At 65.8% G+C, this 15,258-nt stretch carries 14 protein-coding genes; 9 read left to right on the top strand and 5 right to left on the bottom strand.

Annotated features, from left to right (window positions below; all coding sequences use genetic code 11):
• The first annotated feature begins 169 nt into the window (after positions 1 to 169).
• Together WC597_RS01150 and WC597_RS01145 are read left to right on the top strand one after the other, a co-directional pair.
• The gene (locus WC597_RS01150) at positions 170 to 1,663 is read left to right on the top strand and encodes a methyl-accepting chemotaxis protein (RefSeq protein ID WP_372691375.1); all 1,494 of its coding nucleotides are present in this window, start codon (positions 170 to 172) and stop codon (positions 1,661 to 1,663) included.
• Positions 1,663 to 2,115 (top strand): chemotaxis protein CheW, encoded by a 453-nt coding sequence (locus tag WC597_RS01145; protein WP_372691374.1) that lies wholly within the window; start codon positions 1,663 to 1,665, stop codon positions 2,113 to 2,115. Before WC597_RS01150 ends, WC597_RS01145 begins: the two co-directional genes overlap by 1 nt.
• Here the strand turns inward: WC597_RS01145 and WC597_RS01140 are convergent.
• Positions 2,112 to 2,984, bottom strand: a complete 873-nt coding sequence (locus tag WC597_RS01140; protein ID WP_372691373.1) for a RimK family alpha-L-glutamate ligase — start codon at positions 2,982 to 2,984, stop codon at positions 2,112 to 2,114. The two genes, WC597_RS01145 and WC597_RS01140, sit on opposite strands and share 4 nt — an antisense overlap.
• Before the next feature lie 92 nt (positions 2,985 to 3,076).
• On the opposite strand from WC597_RS01140, the gene WC597_RS01135 reads away from it, so the two are divergent.
• Positions 3,077 to 4,093 (top strand): adenosine kinase, encoded by a 1,017-nt coding sequence (locus tag WC597_RS01135; RefSeq protein WP_372691372.1) that lies wholly within the window; start codon positions 3,077 to 3,079, stop codon positions 4,091 to 4,093.
• A gap of 155 nt (positions 4,094 to 4,248) precedes the next feature.
• On the opposite strand, the gene WC597_RS01130 is transcribed toward WC597_RS01135, so the two are convergent.
• A complete protein-coding gene (locus tag WC597_RS01130; protein ID WP_372691446.1) occupies positions 4,249 to 5,343 on the bottom strand; it encodes a Rieske 2Fe-2S domain-containing protein in 1,095 nt (364 codons plus the stop codon).
• A 378-nt stretch (positions 5,344 to 5,721) separates the two neighbouring features.
• Between WC597_RS01130 and WC597_RS01125 the strand changes: the two genes are divergently transcribed.
• The 3 genes from WC597_RS01125 to WC597_RS01115 all read left to right on the top strand — a co-directional run bounded on the left by WC597_RS01125 (position 5,722) and on the right by WC597_RS01115 (position 9,558).
• Positions 5,722 to 6,672: an alpha/beta fold hydrolase gene (locus WC597_RS01125; RefSeq protein WP_372691371.1), complete on the top strand. Its 951-nt coding sequence runs from the start codon at positions 5,722 to 5,724 to the stop codon at positions 6,670 to 6,672.
• 106 nt (positions 6,673 to 6,778) lie between these two features.
• Positions 6,779 to 8,854 (top strand): transglycosylase domain-containing protein, encoded by a 2,076-nt coding sequence (locus tag WC597_RS01120; RefSeq protein WP_372691370.1) that lies wholly within the window; start codon positions 6,779 to 6,781, stop codon positions 8,852 to 8,854.
• Between the two features lie 98 nt (positions 8,855 to 8,952).
• Complete coding sequence (locus WC597_RS01115) at positions 8,953 to 9,558, top strand: hypothetical protein (RefSeq protein WP_372691369.1); 606 nt, start codon at positions 8,953 to 8,955, stop codon at positions 9,556 to 9,558.
• Between the two features lie 47 nt (positions 9,559 to 9,605).
• On the opposite strand, the gene WC597_RS01110 is transcribed toward WC597_RS01115, so the two are convergent.
• From WC597_RS01110 to WC597_RS01100, 3 genes are all read right to left on the bottom strand, one after another.
• Complete coding sequence (locus tag WC597_RS01110; protein ID WP_372691368.1) at positions 9,606 to 10,328, bottom strand: M48 family metallopeptidase; 723 nt, start codon at positions 10,326 to 10,328, stop codon at positions 9,606 to 9,608.
• On the bottom strand, positions 10,294 to 11,574 hold the full coding sequence (locus tag WC597_RS01105; protein ID WP_372691367.1) for a polyhydroxyalkanoate depolymerase: 1,281 nt from the start codon (positions 11,572 to 11,574) through the stop codon (positions 10,294 to 10,296). Before WC597_RS01105 ends, WC597_RS01110 begins: the two co-directional genes overlap by 35 nt.
• Before the next feature lie 158 nt (positions 11,575 to 11,732).
• On the bottom strand, positions 11,733 to 12,356 hold the full coding sequence (locus WC597_RS01100; protein ID WP_372691366.1) for an SCO family protein: 624 nt from the start codon (positions 12,354 to 12,356) through the stop codon (positions 11,733 to 11,735).
• A gap of 44 nt (positions 12,357 to 12,400) precedes the next feature.
• Between WC597_RS01100 and WC597_RS01095 the strand changes: the two genes are divergently transcribed.
• From WC597_RS01095 to WC597_RS01085, 3 genes are all read left to right on the top strand, one after another.
• Positions 12,401 to 13,855: an ActS/PrrB/RegB family redox-sensitive histidine kinase gene (locus tag WC597_RS01095; protein WP_372691365.1), complete on the top strand. Its 1,455-nt coding sequence runs from the start codon at positions 12,401 to 12,403 to the stop codon at positions 13,853 to 13,855.
• 87 nt (positions 13,856 to 13,942) lie between these two features.
• Positions 13,943 to 14,497 (top strand): ActR/PrrA/RegA family redox response regulator transcription factor, encoded by a 555-nt coding sequence (locus tag WC597_RS01090; protein ID WP_135194551.1) that lies wholly within the window; start codon positions 13,943 to 13,945, stop codon positions 14,495 to 14,497.
• Positions 14,498 to 14,595: 98 nt separating this feature from the next.
• Entirely contained in the window at positions 14,596 to 15,201 is a 606-nt protein-coding gene (locus WC597_RS01085; protein ID WP_372691364.1) for a DUF3800 domain-containing protein, read from the top strand.
• The last annotated feature ends 57 nt before the right edge of the window (positions 15,202 to 15,258 follow it).

Here is a 15,258-nt window from a genome sequence, read left to right as displayed (position 1 = left end):
GTATGTGGCAACGCAACCTCATCGGCCGTCTACGGCGTGTTGGTCCTGATCCAGGCTTATGACGCGACAATAATAATCGTCTAGATTGAGTCTTAGCGTGCTAACTATACCGCCATCGCTCCTAAACTAGATTGTGTCATTTAAGGACAATATCCAGCGGGGTCCAGCCATGCAATTTTTCAGTAAACCGAAATACGACAGTAATCTGATGGAGCTGCGCAGCATGTTGGCTGCGGTCGAGCGTTCTCAGGCGGTCATTCAGTTCGACCTGGATGGCACGGTCCGGGAGGCGAACCCCAACTTCCTGTCGGTCGTCGGTTATGATCTCGGCGAGATCGTCGGTCGGCACCACCGAATGTTCGTGGATCCCGCAGAAGCCCAGACACCGGCCTATGCCGAGTTCTGGCGTCGGCTCAACGCGGGCGAGTTCGTCGCCGAAAAGTTCATCCGCTACGGCAAGGGCGGGCGTCGGGTGGTGATCGAGGCCAGCTACAATCCCATTCTCGATCCTCAGGGCCGCCCCTACAAGGTCGTGAAGTTCGCCATGGACGTCACCGCCGTCGAGGACGAGCGCGAACGGCGCGCCGAGGCCGAACGTCAGGCCGCCCAGATTCAGGCCGCCGTCGTCGAAGGCACGGCTCGCGGGCTGTCGGCCATGGCTGAAGGCGACCTGTCCTATCGGATTGAGGAAGACTTCCCCGGCGAATACGCCGTCCTGCGCGAGAACTTCAACCAGGCGATGGGTGCGTTGGACGAGGCCGTCGGCGTGATCGGCGTCAACGCCGGATCGATGCAGTCGGGCGCCCACGAGATCAGCAGCGCGGCCGAAGACCTGTCGCGCCGCACCGAACAACAGGCCGCCAGTCTGGAAGAGACCGCCGCCGCCCTAGATGAAATCACCGCCACCGTCCGCAAGACGGCCGAGAACGCCCAGGCGGCGGACGTCGTGGTCACGCAGGGCCGGACCCAGGCCGAGACCGGTGGCGTGGTTGTCCAGAAGGCCGTCGCCGCCATGGGCGAGATCGAACGCTCGTCCAATGAAATCGGCCAGATCATCGGCGTCATCGACGAGATCGCCTTCCAGACCAACCTGTTGGCTCTTAACGCCGGGGTCGAGGCCGCCCGTGCGGGCGAGGCCGGTCGCGGTTTTGCGGTCGTGGCGTCGGAAGTCCGGGCTCTGGCCCAGCGCTCGGCGGAATCGGCCAAGGAGATCAAGACGCTGATCTCGGCCAGCAGCAGCCAGGTCAAGGACGGCGTGGTTCTGGTGCGGCAGTCTGGCGAGGCCCTGACCGGCATCGCCGGCCGGATCGAGGAAATCACCACCCTGATGAGCGAAATCCGCGCCTCGACCCAGGAACAGGCGGTCGGCCTGGCCGAGGTCAACACCGCCGTAAACCAGATGGATCAGGTCACCCAACAGAACGCCGCCATGGTCGAACAGTCCACGGCCGCCAGCCTGAGCCTGAGCCGCGAAGCCGCCGAACTGGCTGAACTGGTCGGACGGTTCGAGATCAGCCAGGTCGCTGCCGCTCCGACGCCGATCCGAAAGGCCCAAGCTAGGATCGAGAGCTTCGCCCGCGCCCAGGCTGCGCCCGCTCGGGCGCGCATGGCCGTCGGCGGCGGTCGCGCCGCTGCGGTCCAATCCGACTGGGAGGAATTTTAATGCCTAACCGCGCCCCCGGACAGCGTGAACTGGTCGGCTTTCGCGTCGGCGAACAGGCCTTCTGCATCGACATCACCTCGGTGCTGGAAATCCGCGGCTGGACGGCGACCACGCCGCTGCCCGGCGCGCCGGCCTATATGAAGGGCGTGGTCAATCTGCGCGGAACCGTGCTGCCGATCATCGACCTGGCCTCGCGTCTGGGTCTGCCGTCGACCGAGCCGTCCGCCCGTCACGCCATCGTGGTCGTGCGCTGCGGCCAACGCACCGTCGGCCTGCTGGTCGAGGGCGTGTCGGACATCATGCAACTGGACGACGCGGCGCGTCAGGATCCGCCGAATATGGGCGAGGCCCAGGGCCCTGGCGTCGTCTCGGGCGTGTTCGCCGTCGACAGCAACCTGATCAGCCTGCTCGATCTGGACAATCTGCTGCCCCCGATCCGCGAGGCGGCTTAAGGCTCCAGCAGCGCTTTCACGGCCTGGGCGAAACCGGCGCCGTTCGCCGGGTCGTGGTCCAGGTAGAAGTCCGGCTCGATCAGTTCGGCCTCCATCAAGACCCAGGCCCCGGCCTCATCGCGGGCCAGGTCGATGCGGGCGTACAGCAGCGGCTCGTCGATGGCCGCCAGCACCTGATGCGCCAGGGCCATCGCCTCGGCGTCCGGCGTGACGGTCGTATAGAGACCGCCGAACTGCATCTGGATGCGGAAGTCGCCGGGCACTGGGCGCTTGTTGACCGCATGGCTGAACCGGCCGCCGAAGAACAGCAGCGAGGTCTCGCCCTCGGTCTCGATGGACTTCAGATAGGGCTGGATCATCGCCGCCCCCTCGGGCGCCTCGGTCAGAGGCTGGCCGGGCGTCAGCCGCAGGGTGCGAAACGCCCCGGCCGACACCGTCGGCTTGACGATCAGCACCGGCGCGCCCGTCTCGGTGAAGGCGGCGTCCACCTCGCCTTGGGTCACGCCGTCGGTCCACCGCGTCGGCGGAATCGGCACGCCCTTGTCCGCCAGTCGCGCCAGATAAGCCTTGTCCGAGTTCCAGCGCAGGACCTGCGCCGGATTGGCGACGGGCAGACCCGCCTCGGTCCAGGCGGCGCACGCTTTCAGCCAACGCCCATGATCGCGATGATAGCCCCAGGCGATGACCGGCAGGATCAGGTCGTAGGCCGCGAGGCCCGACGCGTCCTCGACATGATCTGTCCAGGGCGTTGGCGAAACCGTCGCGCCCGTGCTTTCCAGCGTCGCCTTCAGTCGCTCCAGCACCTCGGGCCAGCGGCCGATGTAGGAGCGGTCGGACGGATCGGGGATCAGGATGGCGATCTGGGTCATGCCATCCTCATACCGAAGCGACGCACGGCATATAAGGGCTTCCTTATATGATTTCGGGTGACGTGCGGTCATTCACCCGCTAAGGCGCGACCATGACCCAGAATACCGCCCACTATGATGTCTGCGCCGTCGGCAACGCCATCGTCGATGTTCTCAGCCCCTGCGACGCCGCCTTTCTGACGGCCCAGGACCTGGCCCCCAACTCCATGCAGCTGGTCGACGCCGAACGCAGCGCCGCCCTGTATGACGCCATGGCGCCGGGCGTCGAGGCCTCGGGCGGTTCGGCCGGCAACACCGTGGCGGGCGTCGGCTCGTTCGGCGGGCGCGCGGCCTATATCGGCAAGGTCGCGGACGACACCCTGGGCGAGGTGTTCAGCCACGACATCCGCGCCGCCGGCGTCCACTTCGCCACCCCGGTCCTGACGGGCGGGGCGGGCAAGGGCTTCGGCACTGGCCGCTGCCTGATCAACGTCCTGTCGGACGGGGCGCGCACAATGGCCACCTTCCTGGGCGCCGCGAACCAGCTGTACGCTGACGACATCGACGAGGCCCTGATCGCCTCCAGCGAGATCGTCTATCTGGAAGGCTATCTGTTCGACCCGGCGCCCGCCCGCGCCGCCTTCGAACGCGCCGCCGCCGCCGCGCACAAGGCGGGCCGCAAGGTCGCCATCACCCTGTCCGACACCTTCGTCGTCGCCCGCTGGCGCGCGGAGTTGCTGGACTTCATCACCCAGTCCGCCGACATCGTCCTGGCCAACGAGGCCGAGCTGGGCGCCCTGTTCGAGACCGAAGACTTCGACGCCGCCGCCGCGAAGTTGGCCGCCATCGTCGAGATCGCCGCTGTCACGCGCGGCGAGCACGGCTCGGTCGTGATCAAGGGCGAGGACCGCATCGTCGTCGCCGCCTATCCGATCGCCAAGGTCATCGACACCACCGGCGCCGGCGACCAGTACGCCGCCGGCTTCCTGCTGGGCGTCGCACGCGGCCTGACCCTGGAAGAGGCCGGCAAGCTGGGCTCTCTCGCCGCCTCAGAAGTCATCGCCCACTGGGGCCCGCGCCCGATGGTGAAACTGGTCGATCTGGCCGCCGAGCACGGGTTGAAGATCTGAGCCCTTCTCCCCTTGGGGGAGAAGGTGGGGCCGAAGGCCTCGGATGAGGGGGCTCTGTCCGCCTCGCTGCGGTGAGGGCTAAGGCTGCTGAACCAGCCCCCTCATCCGTCTCGCTCCGCGAGCCACCTTCTCCCCCGAGGGGAGAAGGACGTTGTTCAGCTCTTCCACCTTAGCGTCGTCGGCTGGATCGGGTTCACGAACGGCCGGTCCTCCGCCCGGCTCTTGGCCCATTCGCGCTTCAGCTGCTGATACCATTTCGCCTGTCTGTCGGCGTCGTCGATCCAGATCAGGGCGGGGTCATGGCGCAGCCCCTCGTTCTGCAGGTTCACCATGCCGCCGTCCTGTTTCAGGAAGGCGACCACCCCCATCCGCAGGAAGGGTTTGGCCAGGCCGAACACCCAGTGGTCGGACCAGAAGATCTGGGTGATCCGCGTCTTGGTATCGGTGATCGGCGTCAGGCAGGTCAGGGCCAGCACCTGTTTCTCGCCCACCTGAATATGCTCCCAGCGGAAGCCGGGCAGGCGGAAGGTGATCTCGGTCGCAGGCGCGCCGCCTAGCACCTTATACAGCCGGCTGTTCGACGAGGGGGCGTGGCGCACCATGGCCCAGCCGAACTCGGTCGGGGCGAAGGCCTTGGACTTTTCGTGCATCGAATGTTCGGATCGCCACCACCATTGCTGGTGAACGTAGGGGCCGTGGGCCGGATCCATCAGGCCGACGACGGCGTGGTCGATGTGGCTGTCGAAATCCATCGCCTCGACCAGCTTGGCCTCGCCGCCGACCACGCCGGGGAAGACCGGCGGCTCATGGTCCGGCTCCATGGGATTGCGCGCGTCCGACGCCATCCAGACGAAGACGATCCCCTGGCTCTCGCGCACCGGATAGGACCGCACGCGGATGCGGTCGGCCTCGAACGCCTGATCCTCGACCAGGGACGGAATGGCGGCGCAGACCCCGTTGGTGCGGAACCGCCAGCCGTGATAGGGGCATTCGACCGTCTCGCCCTCGCCGGGTTTTTCGACCAGTTTCCCGGCCGAAAGCGGCGCGGCGCGGTGGGGGCAGATGTCGCGCATGGCATAGACCTGGCCCGCGCGTGTGCGGCCGACCAGAACCGGCTCGCCCATGATCTCGTAGCGTTTCAGGCTGGCGGGCGCGACGTCGCGACCCAGGGCCACGAAATACCAGGCGTCGGTGACGAACCCCTTGCCGAACGGACTGACGCCCGCCTTGGACGGGGCGGCTTCGGCCATGGCGGGGGCTTGAGAGGGCTGGACTGGAGCGGCGGTCATCCGCGCTGTTTAACAGCGTGGGCGGCGGAGCCATAGAGGGCGTGCGCCGAGACAAGCGGGACGGTTTGTCCAAAAGCCTCCTCTCCTTTCGTCATCCTCCGGCAAGCCGCTCGCGGCGCAGACCGGGGGAGCCAGCGGCGCCGAAGGCGATGTGTCCACTGCGCGATGCTTGGACATCTACCCGCGACAGGTTCGCGCGCACGCGCGCCGCTGGCTCCCCCGGTCGCTTCGCGCCGGAGGATGACGAAAGGAAAGATGCGCAGGCTTCCCCTGCCTGTCGCGGCGGGGCTATGTCTTGTCCGAAGAACGCCGCTCAGGTCGTCCAAGGGAAGTTTCGCCATGCTCCGCATCCTCGCCATCGCCGCCGCCATGCTGGGCGCGCCGGCTATCGTTTCAGCCCAGGACGGCCACGGGACGCATCCCGAACACGGCCACAGCCACGCGGCCTTCGTCTCCGACCGCATCCATGTCCGGGTCGATGGCGACACGGACGGGCGCGACATCATCCTGATCCCCGGCCTCAGCTCCTCGCCCGAGATCTGGCAGGGCACGGTGAACCATCTGACGGCCCAGGACGGCGTGGGCTGGCGCGTCCACCGCATCCACGTCCAGGGCTTCGCCGGCGCGCCGGCCGAGGGCAACGCCCAGGGCGCGACGCCCAGCGCCGTCGCCGCCCCGGTCGCCGAGGAAATCGCCCGCTACATCCGCGAGCAGGGCCTGCCCAAGCCGGCCGTGGTCGGACATTCGATGGGGGGGACTATCGGTCTGATGCTGGCCGCCCGCCATCCCGACAGCGTGGGCAAGCTGATGGTCGTGGACATGGTGCCCTTCATGGGGGCGATGTTCGGCGCGCCGGGTGCGACCGCCGAGAGCGTGACCCCCGTCGCCGACCAGATCTGGACCGCCCAATCCACCAGCCCGCGCGAGGTCTATGTCGCCCAGGCCACAACCAGCATCAATGGCATGATCAACACCGAAAGCCGCCGCGCCGAGGCGCTGGAAGACATGCGCAACAGCGACCAGAAGGTCTCCGCCGCCGCCTTCCGCGAGCTGATCACCACCGACCTGCGTCCCGAACTGTCGAAGATCACAGCCCCGACCGAGGTGCTGTACGTCAAGTTCAACGATGCGCGCATGACGCCCCAGATCACCGACGCCATCTACCAGGCCTCATTCGCCAATCTGAAAGGCGTCGAACTGAAGCGCATCGACGACAGCGCCCACTTCATCATGTTCGACCAGCCGCAGGCCTTCTACGGCGACCTGGACGCCTTTCTTTCGGCGAAATAGCCGCTCACGATCTCGTGAAGTCGGCGGGACCGTTTCGGCGGGCGTTCAGACGCGATACACAGCCCTTGAACGAAAACCCGCCCAGCGCGGCATCTGAAGGATAGTCATGGCGGGTCCAGGCAATGGCGGCGGACAACAGGCGCAGGGCAAGCCCCGCCGGTCGGCTCTGGGGCGTCTCTTCTACTGGAGCGCGGTTCTGGCCGTCTGGGGGCTGATCTTCCTGGTCGTCTTCTTCGCCGTCTTCGCGCGCGGTCTGCCGGACACCTCCAGCCTGTACAAAGTCGATCGCCAGCCCTCGATCACCTATCTGGATCGTAACGGCGCCTTGATCGCGACCCGAGGCACCCAGATGGCGCCGCCCGCCGACCTGGACGCCTTGCCCGACTATGTCCCGGCGGCCTTCATCGCCATCGAGGACCGCCGCTTCTACAACCACCCCGGCTTCGACCCGATCGGCATGGCCCGCGCCATGGTGACGAACATGCGCGCGGGCCGCGTCGTTCAGGGTGGCTCGACCCTGACCCAGCAGCTGGCCAAGAACCTGTTCCTGACGCCCGACCAGAACATGCGCCGCAAGGTGCAGGAGCTGATGCTGGCCGTCTGGCTGGAGATGAAATTCTCCAAGAAAGAGATCCTGGCCCTGTATCTGAACCGGGTCTATTTCGGCGCCGGCGCCTATGGGATCGAGGCGGCGTCGCAACGCTATTTCGACAAGTCGGCCAAGAACCTGACGGTCGGAGAGGCTGCGCTTTTGGCGGGCCTCTTGAAGGCGCCGTCGCGCTATTCGCCGGTGTCCGAGAGCGAGCGCGCCGCCGCCCGCGCCACCGTCGTCCTGAACGAGATGGAAGAGGCCGGCGTCATCACCGCCGCCCAGCGCGAACAGGCCGTGACCCAGCCGGTTATCGTCTCGCGGACCCTGGCGACCCAGCACGCCCAGTATTTCATCGACTGGCTGGACAAGTCGATCCGCAGCCTGGTCGGCGAACCGACCGAGGACATGGTGGTCGAGACCACCCTGGACCTGACGCTGCAGACCTCGGCCGAGCGATCGGTGCGTCGCATCCTGGACCGCGACGCGGGCAAGGGCGTGCAGCAGGCGGCGCTGGTCGCCCTGGATGGCGACGGCCGGGTGCGCGCCATGATCGGCGGCGCCTCCTATGCCGACAGCCAGTTCAACCGCGCGGTCGATGCAAAGCGTCAGGCGGGCTCGGCCTTCAAGCCCTTCGTCTATCTGGCGGCGGTCGAGGCCGGCTATACGCCCCAAACCCCGGTGGTCGATCAGCCGATCACCATCGGCGCCTGGTCGCCCCGCAACTATTCCGGCACCTTCAGCGGCAATATGACCCTGGCCCAGGCCGTGGCCCAGTCGACCAATACGGTCGCGGCCTATGTCGCCGATCAGGTCGGTCGCGACAGCGTGGCCCGCGCCGCCCGCCGCCTGGGCATCGAAAGCCGCATCGGGCTGGAGCCGGCCATGGCGCTTGGCGCCGTCGAGGTTTCGCCGATTGAGATGGCCACCGCCTATGACGCCTTCGCCAACGGCGGTCGCCGCGTGGACGCCTATGGCATCAGCCGCATCCGTACGCCCCAGGGCCGCGTCATCTATCAGCGCGAGACGGGCCAGAGCGGTCAGGCGATCAACAATCCGTCGCTGTATTATATGAACCAGATGCTGCGGGGCGTGGTCTCCAGCGGCTCGGGTCGGTCGGCGGCCATCTCGGGACGCGACCTGGCGGGCAAGACCGGCACGACCTCGGACTACAAGGACGCCTGGTTCGTCGGCTACACCGGCGGCTTCGTCACCGCCGTCTGGGTCGGCAAGGACGACAACACCGCCATGCGCGGCGTGACGGGCGGCTCGTCGCCAGCCGCCATCTGGAAGGGCTTCATGGAGGCGGCCCTGCCGCGCCTGAACGCCCCGCGCATCCCCGACGGTCCGGCCATGCCCGAGGGCTGGGTCGCGCCCGATCCCGTCGGCGACCTGATGAGCGACCTGGACCAGAACGGCGTGCCGATCGAACCCGTCGATCCGCTGCTGGGCGAACCCTATGTCGAAGACCCGGAGGCGCAGGTCCAGCAGCCGTCGCCGAAACAGCCGACGATCCGCCCAAACGATTCGCCGAACCAGCAGCCCGAAGGCCGCCCGGCCCCGGAGCGGAAGGGCGATGCGCTGTTCTTCTGACATTCTCGAAAAAGCGCGTTCAGTGGCTTGATCAAGTACATATTGAAATTTCGATCCTTCCGTTATATCAATTGCGATATAACGGAAGGGATTTCGCTATGACGAAGCGAGCGTTTGAATGGACTGCCGAGGAGTACATTGATCTCGGGCGGATTGATGATCGATCAGCCAAACATGTACTTGTTCCAGTTGCCGTAGCGGCAAAATCTCTGGGGTATGAGCAGCCGACCATCCGCGCTCATGTGCGACAAGGAAAGCTCACGGAAATCATCATTGATTGTGATGGGCACAAAGTGAAAGGTATCGCGCTGGCCTCAATAAGAGAGGCGTTGAGAGCGCGTGAAGCACGAATTGCTGACCTGAAAGAGCCAATTCGTGACGTGATATGGCATACTGGATCTGAAACGGTCGAGTATGGAAAACTAATGGCTGCTGTGGGCTTATCTAGTAATAACCCGCATGATCGAAGACTTATAGGGTCTGCTTTGGATGGTTTAAGCAGGGATAGTCTTAAATGTGAGGGCTTTCTAATTTCAGCACTTGTCGTTTTGAAGTCTACGGGCCGTCCAAGTGACGGTTTTTACAAGCTTGCTCGAATAAATGGTCTGGGTCAAAATCAGAGCGATGATGTGATCTGGCACAATCAGATGCGCTTAATTCGCTGCTGGTTCGACCCTCACGCAAGTTTAGCTACATTCGAATAGCCCGATTTTTTTGCGCCCAAAAAGGTCGGTATAGTCAATCTGAACATTCACCGCCCCACGGCGTGAAGCGCGCCGCCGTAATCCTTCAGCCATTTGCGCCACGGCTTGTGATCCCCGACTAGCCGTTCGACCACGGACCAATAGGCCGGGCTGTGGTCGGCGTGGACCAGATGGGCGACCTCGTGGGCGGCGAGATAGTCGATGACCGGCGGCGGAGCCATGATGACGCGCCAGGAATAGCGGATGGTCCGGTTGTGCGGGCTGCACGAGCCCCAGCGCGACCGGGTGTCGGCGATCGACATCTTCACCGGCGTCTGGCCCAGGGCGCGCAGGTGATGATCGGTGCGTTCCAGCAGGGTATCGCGCGCCTCGCGCTTCAGCAGGTTCTCGACCCGCCGCGCATAGGCCTCGCCTTCGCCGCCCGAGCGGATGATCGTGCCCTCCTCGACCAGCCGCGCCGCCCCGGCGCCCGGCACGGCTTCCAGCCGAACGGGGCGACCGCGCAGGGAGATGACCTGGCCCGGCTCAAGAGGCCGGCTCTTGGGCCGCACCGCCAGCCGCTCGCAGATCCAGACGGCCTTGGTCCGGGCGAAGGCGACGGCCTGTATCAGGCCGCGCTCGGTCGGAGCGATGACCACCGCCTCGCCCGCCCGCGCATCGATCCGCACCGATAGGCGCCGCGCACGCGGATTGACGGACAGTCTCAGGACGGGGCCGGAGCCGGCCCCGCTTTCGTCAAGCGGCAGCCGCTGACCGTTGCGGTACGCCACCGACAGCCTCGTTCTGGGCGATGAAATCGCGGACGCGGGGATAGATCTCGTCACGGAAGCGACGGCCGTTGAACACGCCGTAGTGGCCCACGCCCGGCTGGACATAGAGCACGCGACGGTCCTCGGGGATGTTGGGGCACAGGCCATGCGCCGCCTGGGTTTGGCCGACGCCGGAGATGTCGTCCTTCTCGCCCTCGACGGTCATCAGGCCGATGTCGGTGATCTTGGTCAGATCGACCTTGCGCCCGCGATGCTCCAACAGGCCCCGCGCCAGCAGATGCTGCTGGAAGACGATGTCGATGGTCTGGAGATAGAACTCCTCGGTCAGGTCCAGCACCGACAGATATTCGTCGTAGAACTCCTCGTGCTTGTCGACCCCGTCGCCGTCGCCGTCGATCAGGCTGTTGAAATAGTCCCAGTGCGCGTCGCGGTGGCGCGCCTCGTTCATCGACATGAAGCTGTAGAGCTGGACGAAACCGGGATAGACCCGGCGCCCGAACCCGGAATAGGGCAGGGGCACGGTATGGATCATGTTCGACTTGAACCAGGTGAAGGGCTTTTCCTCCGCCAGCTGGTTGGTCACGGTCGGCGACAGGCGCGCGTCGATGGGCGAGCCCATGAAGGTCATGGACAGGGGGCGGTTTTCGTCGCCGTCCTCGGCCATCACCGCCCCGGCCGCCAGCACCGGCGGTCCGGGCTGGCACACGCCGACGACATGGGCGCGACCGCCGATCTCGGCCAGCATCATGCGGACGTGGTCGATATAGTCGAAGAAGTCGAACCGCCCCTCCAGCACCGGCACCTGGCGGGCGTTGATCCAGTCGGTGACATAGACGTCGTGGTCCTGAAGGAAGCCCTCGACCGTGCCGCGCAGCAGGGTGGCGTAGTGACCCGACAGCGGGGCCACGATCAGGACGGCGGGCGCGGCGACGGGTTTGCCCGCCCGTTTCAGGTCGCCGATGTTGCGCGCGAACCGGACCAGGCGGCACCACGGGCTTTGCCAGATCACCTGTTCGGTGGTGCGCACGGTCTTGCCGCCGATCTCCAGGGTTTCCAGCTTCCAGTCCGGCTTGCCGTATCGCCGGGTGACGCTCTCGAACATCTCTGCCGAGGCGTAGGCCGTGCGTCCGATCGCGGTGTCCGACGCCGGATTGAAGGGCGAGGTCCAGAAGTTCCGCGCCATCTGGGCGCCGACCCGGAACGGCAGGGCCGATTGGTAGGCGAGTTCATGAAATGCGTAGAGCATGACGATCCGTTACGGCCCATCGCCGTTTGTGCAGGGCAACATATAATGCATCACCCTGCAAAAGGATTATGAGGCAGCGGAATAGCCCTTGGTCGGGGATATCTCCCGACCTTCCGTCATCCTAGGCACAAGACCTAGGATGACGATGAGTGAGGGACTTACCCCCGCGCGATCGCGTCCTCGATGATCTTGGTCGATTTGTCCGGCCCCAACCCATAGGCGACGGCGGTGCGGAACTTGCCGTCCGGCCCCATCAGATAGACGGTCAGGGAGTGGTTCATCGTATAGGCCTCGCCCTCGCCGACCTTCTCGTAGAAGGCGCGGTAGGCCTTGGCGGCCGTCGCTACCTGTTCCGGCGTGCCCGTCAGGCCGATGGTCCCCTTGGGGAACCCGTCCGACGACAGATAGTCCTTCAGCGCCTGGGGCGTGTCGCGTTCGGGATCGATGCTGACGAAGACGATCTGCAGATCCTTGGCCTTATCGCCCAGCCGTTGCTGCACGACCGCTAGCTCGGCCAGGGTCGTGGGGCAGAACTCGGGGCAATAGGTGAAGCCGAAGAAGACCAGGCTCCATTTGCCGTTCAGCATCGTCTGATCGACCGTCTGTCCGTCCTGGTTCACCAGTTGGAAGTCCCCGCCGACCAGAGGCTGACCCGTCGAGGTGGTCTCGGCGCCGTTCGACGCAGGCGCGCGTCCGCTGACCACCACGACGGTGATGATGGCCAGGGCCACGGCGATGGCGATACAGGCGCCAGCGAATAGCAGGATGGAACGACGCGGCATGACGGCCTCTCACGAAACGGATCTGATCGGTCTATAGAAGCGGTGTGACCCCGACAGAAGCCCGCAATGCGCCGCACGGCGCATCATATTCCGAGCCGTTGAACGGCTGGAGCGACGCGCCGCGTCGCGGGCGCGGCTTTTCGCTGCGCACCCTGATCGTGTTGCGCTGGCTGACCATCGTGGGTCAGAGCGCGGCGATCCTGACGGCGTATCAGGGTCTTCACTTCCCATTGCCGCTCTGGCCCTGCCTGATCGTCATCGCCATCAGCGCGGCGGTGAACGTGGGGGCCATGGCGCGGGTGCGGCGCCTGGAAGCCAGTCTGCCGGATGGGCGTCAGACCGCGATCCACCTGGGCTTCGACATCTTTCAGCTGGGCGTGCTGCTGGGCTTGACCGGCGGGCTTGAGAACCCCTTCTGCCTTTTGCTGGTCGCGCCCGTGACCATTGCGGCGGCGGCCCTGCCGGCGCGTCAGGCGCTGGCCCTGGGCGCCCTGGCCCTGATCGCGGTCGGGGTGCTGTTCTTCTGGTCCGAGCCGCTGCCGTGGCGCCCGTACGAGCATTTCCACCTGCCGACCCTCTATCGCCTGGGCATGGCCATGGCCCTGGTGACGGGGGTGGTCTTCACCGCCGGATACGCCTGGCGGGTGGCGGCCGATGCGGAGAAGCTGGAACTGGCCCTCGCCACGACCCAGGACGTGCTGCAACGCGAACAGCGACTGGCGGCCCTGGGCGGTCTGGCGGCGGCGGCGGCGCATGAACTGGGCACGCCGCTGGCGACCATCCAGGTGGTGGCCAAGGAGCTGCAACGCGCCTCCGCTCCCGACAGCGACGCGGCCGAGGACGCCGCATTGATCCTGCAACAGGCCGAGCGCTGCCGGGGCATACTGACCCAGCTGTCGCAACAGCCCGAGGGCGATGACGCCCTCTATGCCGACGTGTCGTTGAAGGCCCTGCTGGAAGAGGTGGTCGAACCGCACCGCGGCTTCGACCTGGCGTTCGAGGTTCTGGTGAAGACCCCGCCCGGCCAGCCTGCGCCGCGCGTGCGCCGCCTGCCCGAGGTGATCCACGGCCTGTCCACCCTGGTCGAGAACGCTGCCGACTTCGCTGCGACCACCGTGCGCGTCCAGGCCGTGGTTGACGCCGGCTGGATCGAGATCGACATCCTCGACGACGGTCCTGGCTTCGCCAGCGATATCCTGCCCAGACTGGGCGAGCCCTATGTGACCAGCCGGCCCCAGGGCAAGGCGCGCCAGGCCCTGGCCGCCCAGATCGCCGCCGCCGCCCGCCCCTCCAAGCGCCGCCCGACAGCCGAGGCGCCCATCGCGCCCAGCCAGGGCGGCATGGGCCTGGGCTTCTTCATCGCCCGCACCCTGCTGGAACGCACCGGCGGATCGGTCAGTGTGGGCCAGGGGCTGGCGCAATCGGAGGCCAAGGCCGCACCGCGCGGCGCCCGCGTGGCCGTGCGCTGGGCGCGACCGGCGCTGGAAGTCGCGGCGTGAGCCAAATGGGTCTAACCGTCGCAGGCGGAACCTTGGCCTTGACCCACACGCTACCCGTCACGACTTGAAGCGGCAGGAGAGAACCGAATGTCCGAACTAGAAGCCCGCATCGCCGCCCTGCCCGACAAGTCCTTGCTGCTGCTGGACGACGATCAGGCCCTGCGCACCCGCATGGGTCGCGCGCTGGAGGCGCGCGGCTTTCAGGTGACCACCGCCGAGTCCGTCGCCGAGGCGACCCAGCTTCTGCGCGACAAGGCTCCTGCCTTCGCCGTGCTGGACATGCGGCTGGAGGACGGCAACGGCCTCAAGGTCGTCGAGGCCGTGCGTGAAAAGCGCGAGGACGCCCGCATCGTCATGCTGACCGGCTACGGCGCCATCGCCACGGCGGTCGCGGCGGTCAAGGCCGGCGCCGTCGACTATCTGTCCAAGCCCGCCGACGCGGACGACGTGGTCAAGGCTCTGCTGGCCACCGGCGATTCCCCCGAGCCGCCCGAAAATCCCATGAGCGCCGACCGGGTCCGCTGGGAACATATCCAGCGCGTCTACGAGCTGTGCGACCACAATGTCTCGGAAACCGCCCGCCGCCTGGGCATGCACCGCCGCACCCTGCAACGCATCCTCGCCAAGCGCGCGCCGCGGTAGGGGCTGGCGCAGGCGCGACAAACGTCTGAGTTGTGTTTGTTTTATTGACCGTGCCCGTTGGCCGGTCATTTTATGTCATGGCTTTTTCAGACTTCATCGTGTTCGCCGACGAAAGCGGTTCGCCCGTTCTGGAAGGGCCAGACCCCACATTTCCGGTCTTCGTCCTGAGCTGTGTGCTCATATCGAAGACGGTTTATGCCGACCAAGTCGTGCCTCAGCTCCAGAAGTTGAAGTTCGATTTCGTCGGTCATGATCAGATCGTGCTGCATGAGCGCGACATAAGGCGGCAGCAGAAAAATTTTGCCTTTCTGCAAGCCGACCCCGCCATTCGCGAAGCTTTCCTGAACCGCATCAACGATATCGTTGCGGGCGCTGACATCGACGTGGTGACGGCCGTGATCGATAAGGTTCGGCTGGCTGAGCGCTACGCCCAGCCTTGGAATCCCTACGAACTCGCATTGAATTTCTGCATGGAGAAGCTGCTGGCCCGCCTCCGCGCGCTCGAACAGGGGGACCGGCTCGTCCACGTCGTCTTCGAGGGGCGAGGAAAGAGGGAAGATGCAGAGTTGGAATTGTATTTTCGACGCGTCGCGGCGAACCAGGCGAACTGGGGTTACAAAAAGCCCGACTTCAGCTTCCTGAGTTGGAGCCCGTCTTCGTCGATAAGAAGTGCAATTCGTCAGGGCTACAACTCGCCGATCTGATGGCGCGTCCCATCGGGCTCAAGGCCCTGCGTCCATTGCAGGAAAACAGAGCGTTCG

Source organism: Brevundimonas sp., from assembly GCF_041648115.1.
In the GTDB taxonomy this organism is placed as follows: domain Bacteria; phylum Pseudomonadota; class Alphaproteobacteria; order Caulobacterales; family Caulobacteraceae; genus Brevundimonas.
This window is presented reverse-complemented; position numbering and strand designations above follow the sequence as displayed.

What these genes read in the sequence shown, in the direction of transcription:
- WC597_RS01150 (WP_372691375.1), top strand. Translation starts at nt 170, where the DNA reads ATGCAATTTTTCAGTAAACCGAAATACGACAGTAATCTGATGGAGCTG.
- WC597_RS01145 (WP_372691374.1), top strand. Translation starts at nt 1,663, where the DNA reads ATGCCTAACCGCGCCCCCGGACAGCGTGAACTGGTCGGCTTTCGCGTC.
- WC597_RS01140 (WP_372691373.1), bottom strand. Translation starts at nt 2,984, where the DNA reads ATGACCCAGATCGCCATCCTGATCCCCGATCCGTCCGACCGCTCCTAC.
- WC597_RS01135 (WP_372691372.1), top strand. Translation starts at nt 3,077, where the DNA reads ATGACCCAGAATACCGCCCACTATGATGTCTGCGCCGTCGGCAACGCC.
- WC597_RS01130 (WP_372691446.1), bottom strand. Translation starts at nt 5,343, where the DNA reads ATGGCCGAAGCCGCCCCGTCCAAGGCGGGCGTCAGTCCGTTCGGCAAG.
- WC597_RS01125 (WP_372691371.1), top strand. Translation starts at nt 5,722, where the DNA reads ATGCTCCGCATCCTCGCCATCGCCGCCGCCATGCTGGGCGCGCCGGCT.
- WC597_RS01120 (WP_372691370.1), top strand. Translation starts at nt 6,779, where the DNA reads ATGGCGGGTCCAGGCAATGGCGGCGGACAACAGGCGCAGGGCAAGCCC.
- WC597_RS01115 (WP_372691369.1), top strand. Translation starts at nt 8,953, where the DNA reads ATGACGAAGCGAGCGTTTGAATGGACTGCCGAGGAGTACATTGATCTC.
- WC597_RS01105 (WP_372691367.1), bottom strand. Translation starts at nt 11,574, where the DNA reads ATGCTCTACGCATTTCATGAACTCGCCTACCAATCGGCCCTGCCGTTC.
- WC597_RS01100 (WP_372691366.1), bottom strand. Translation starts at nt 12,356, where the DNA reads ATGCCGCGTCGTTCCATCCTGCTATTCGCTGGCGCCTGTATCGCCATC.
- WC597_RS01090 (WP_135194551.1), top strand. Translation starts at nt 13,943, where the DNA reads ATGTCCGAACTAGAAGCCCGCATCGCCGCCCTGCCCGACAAGTCCTTG.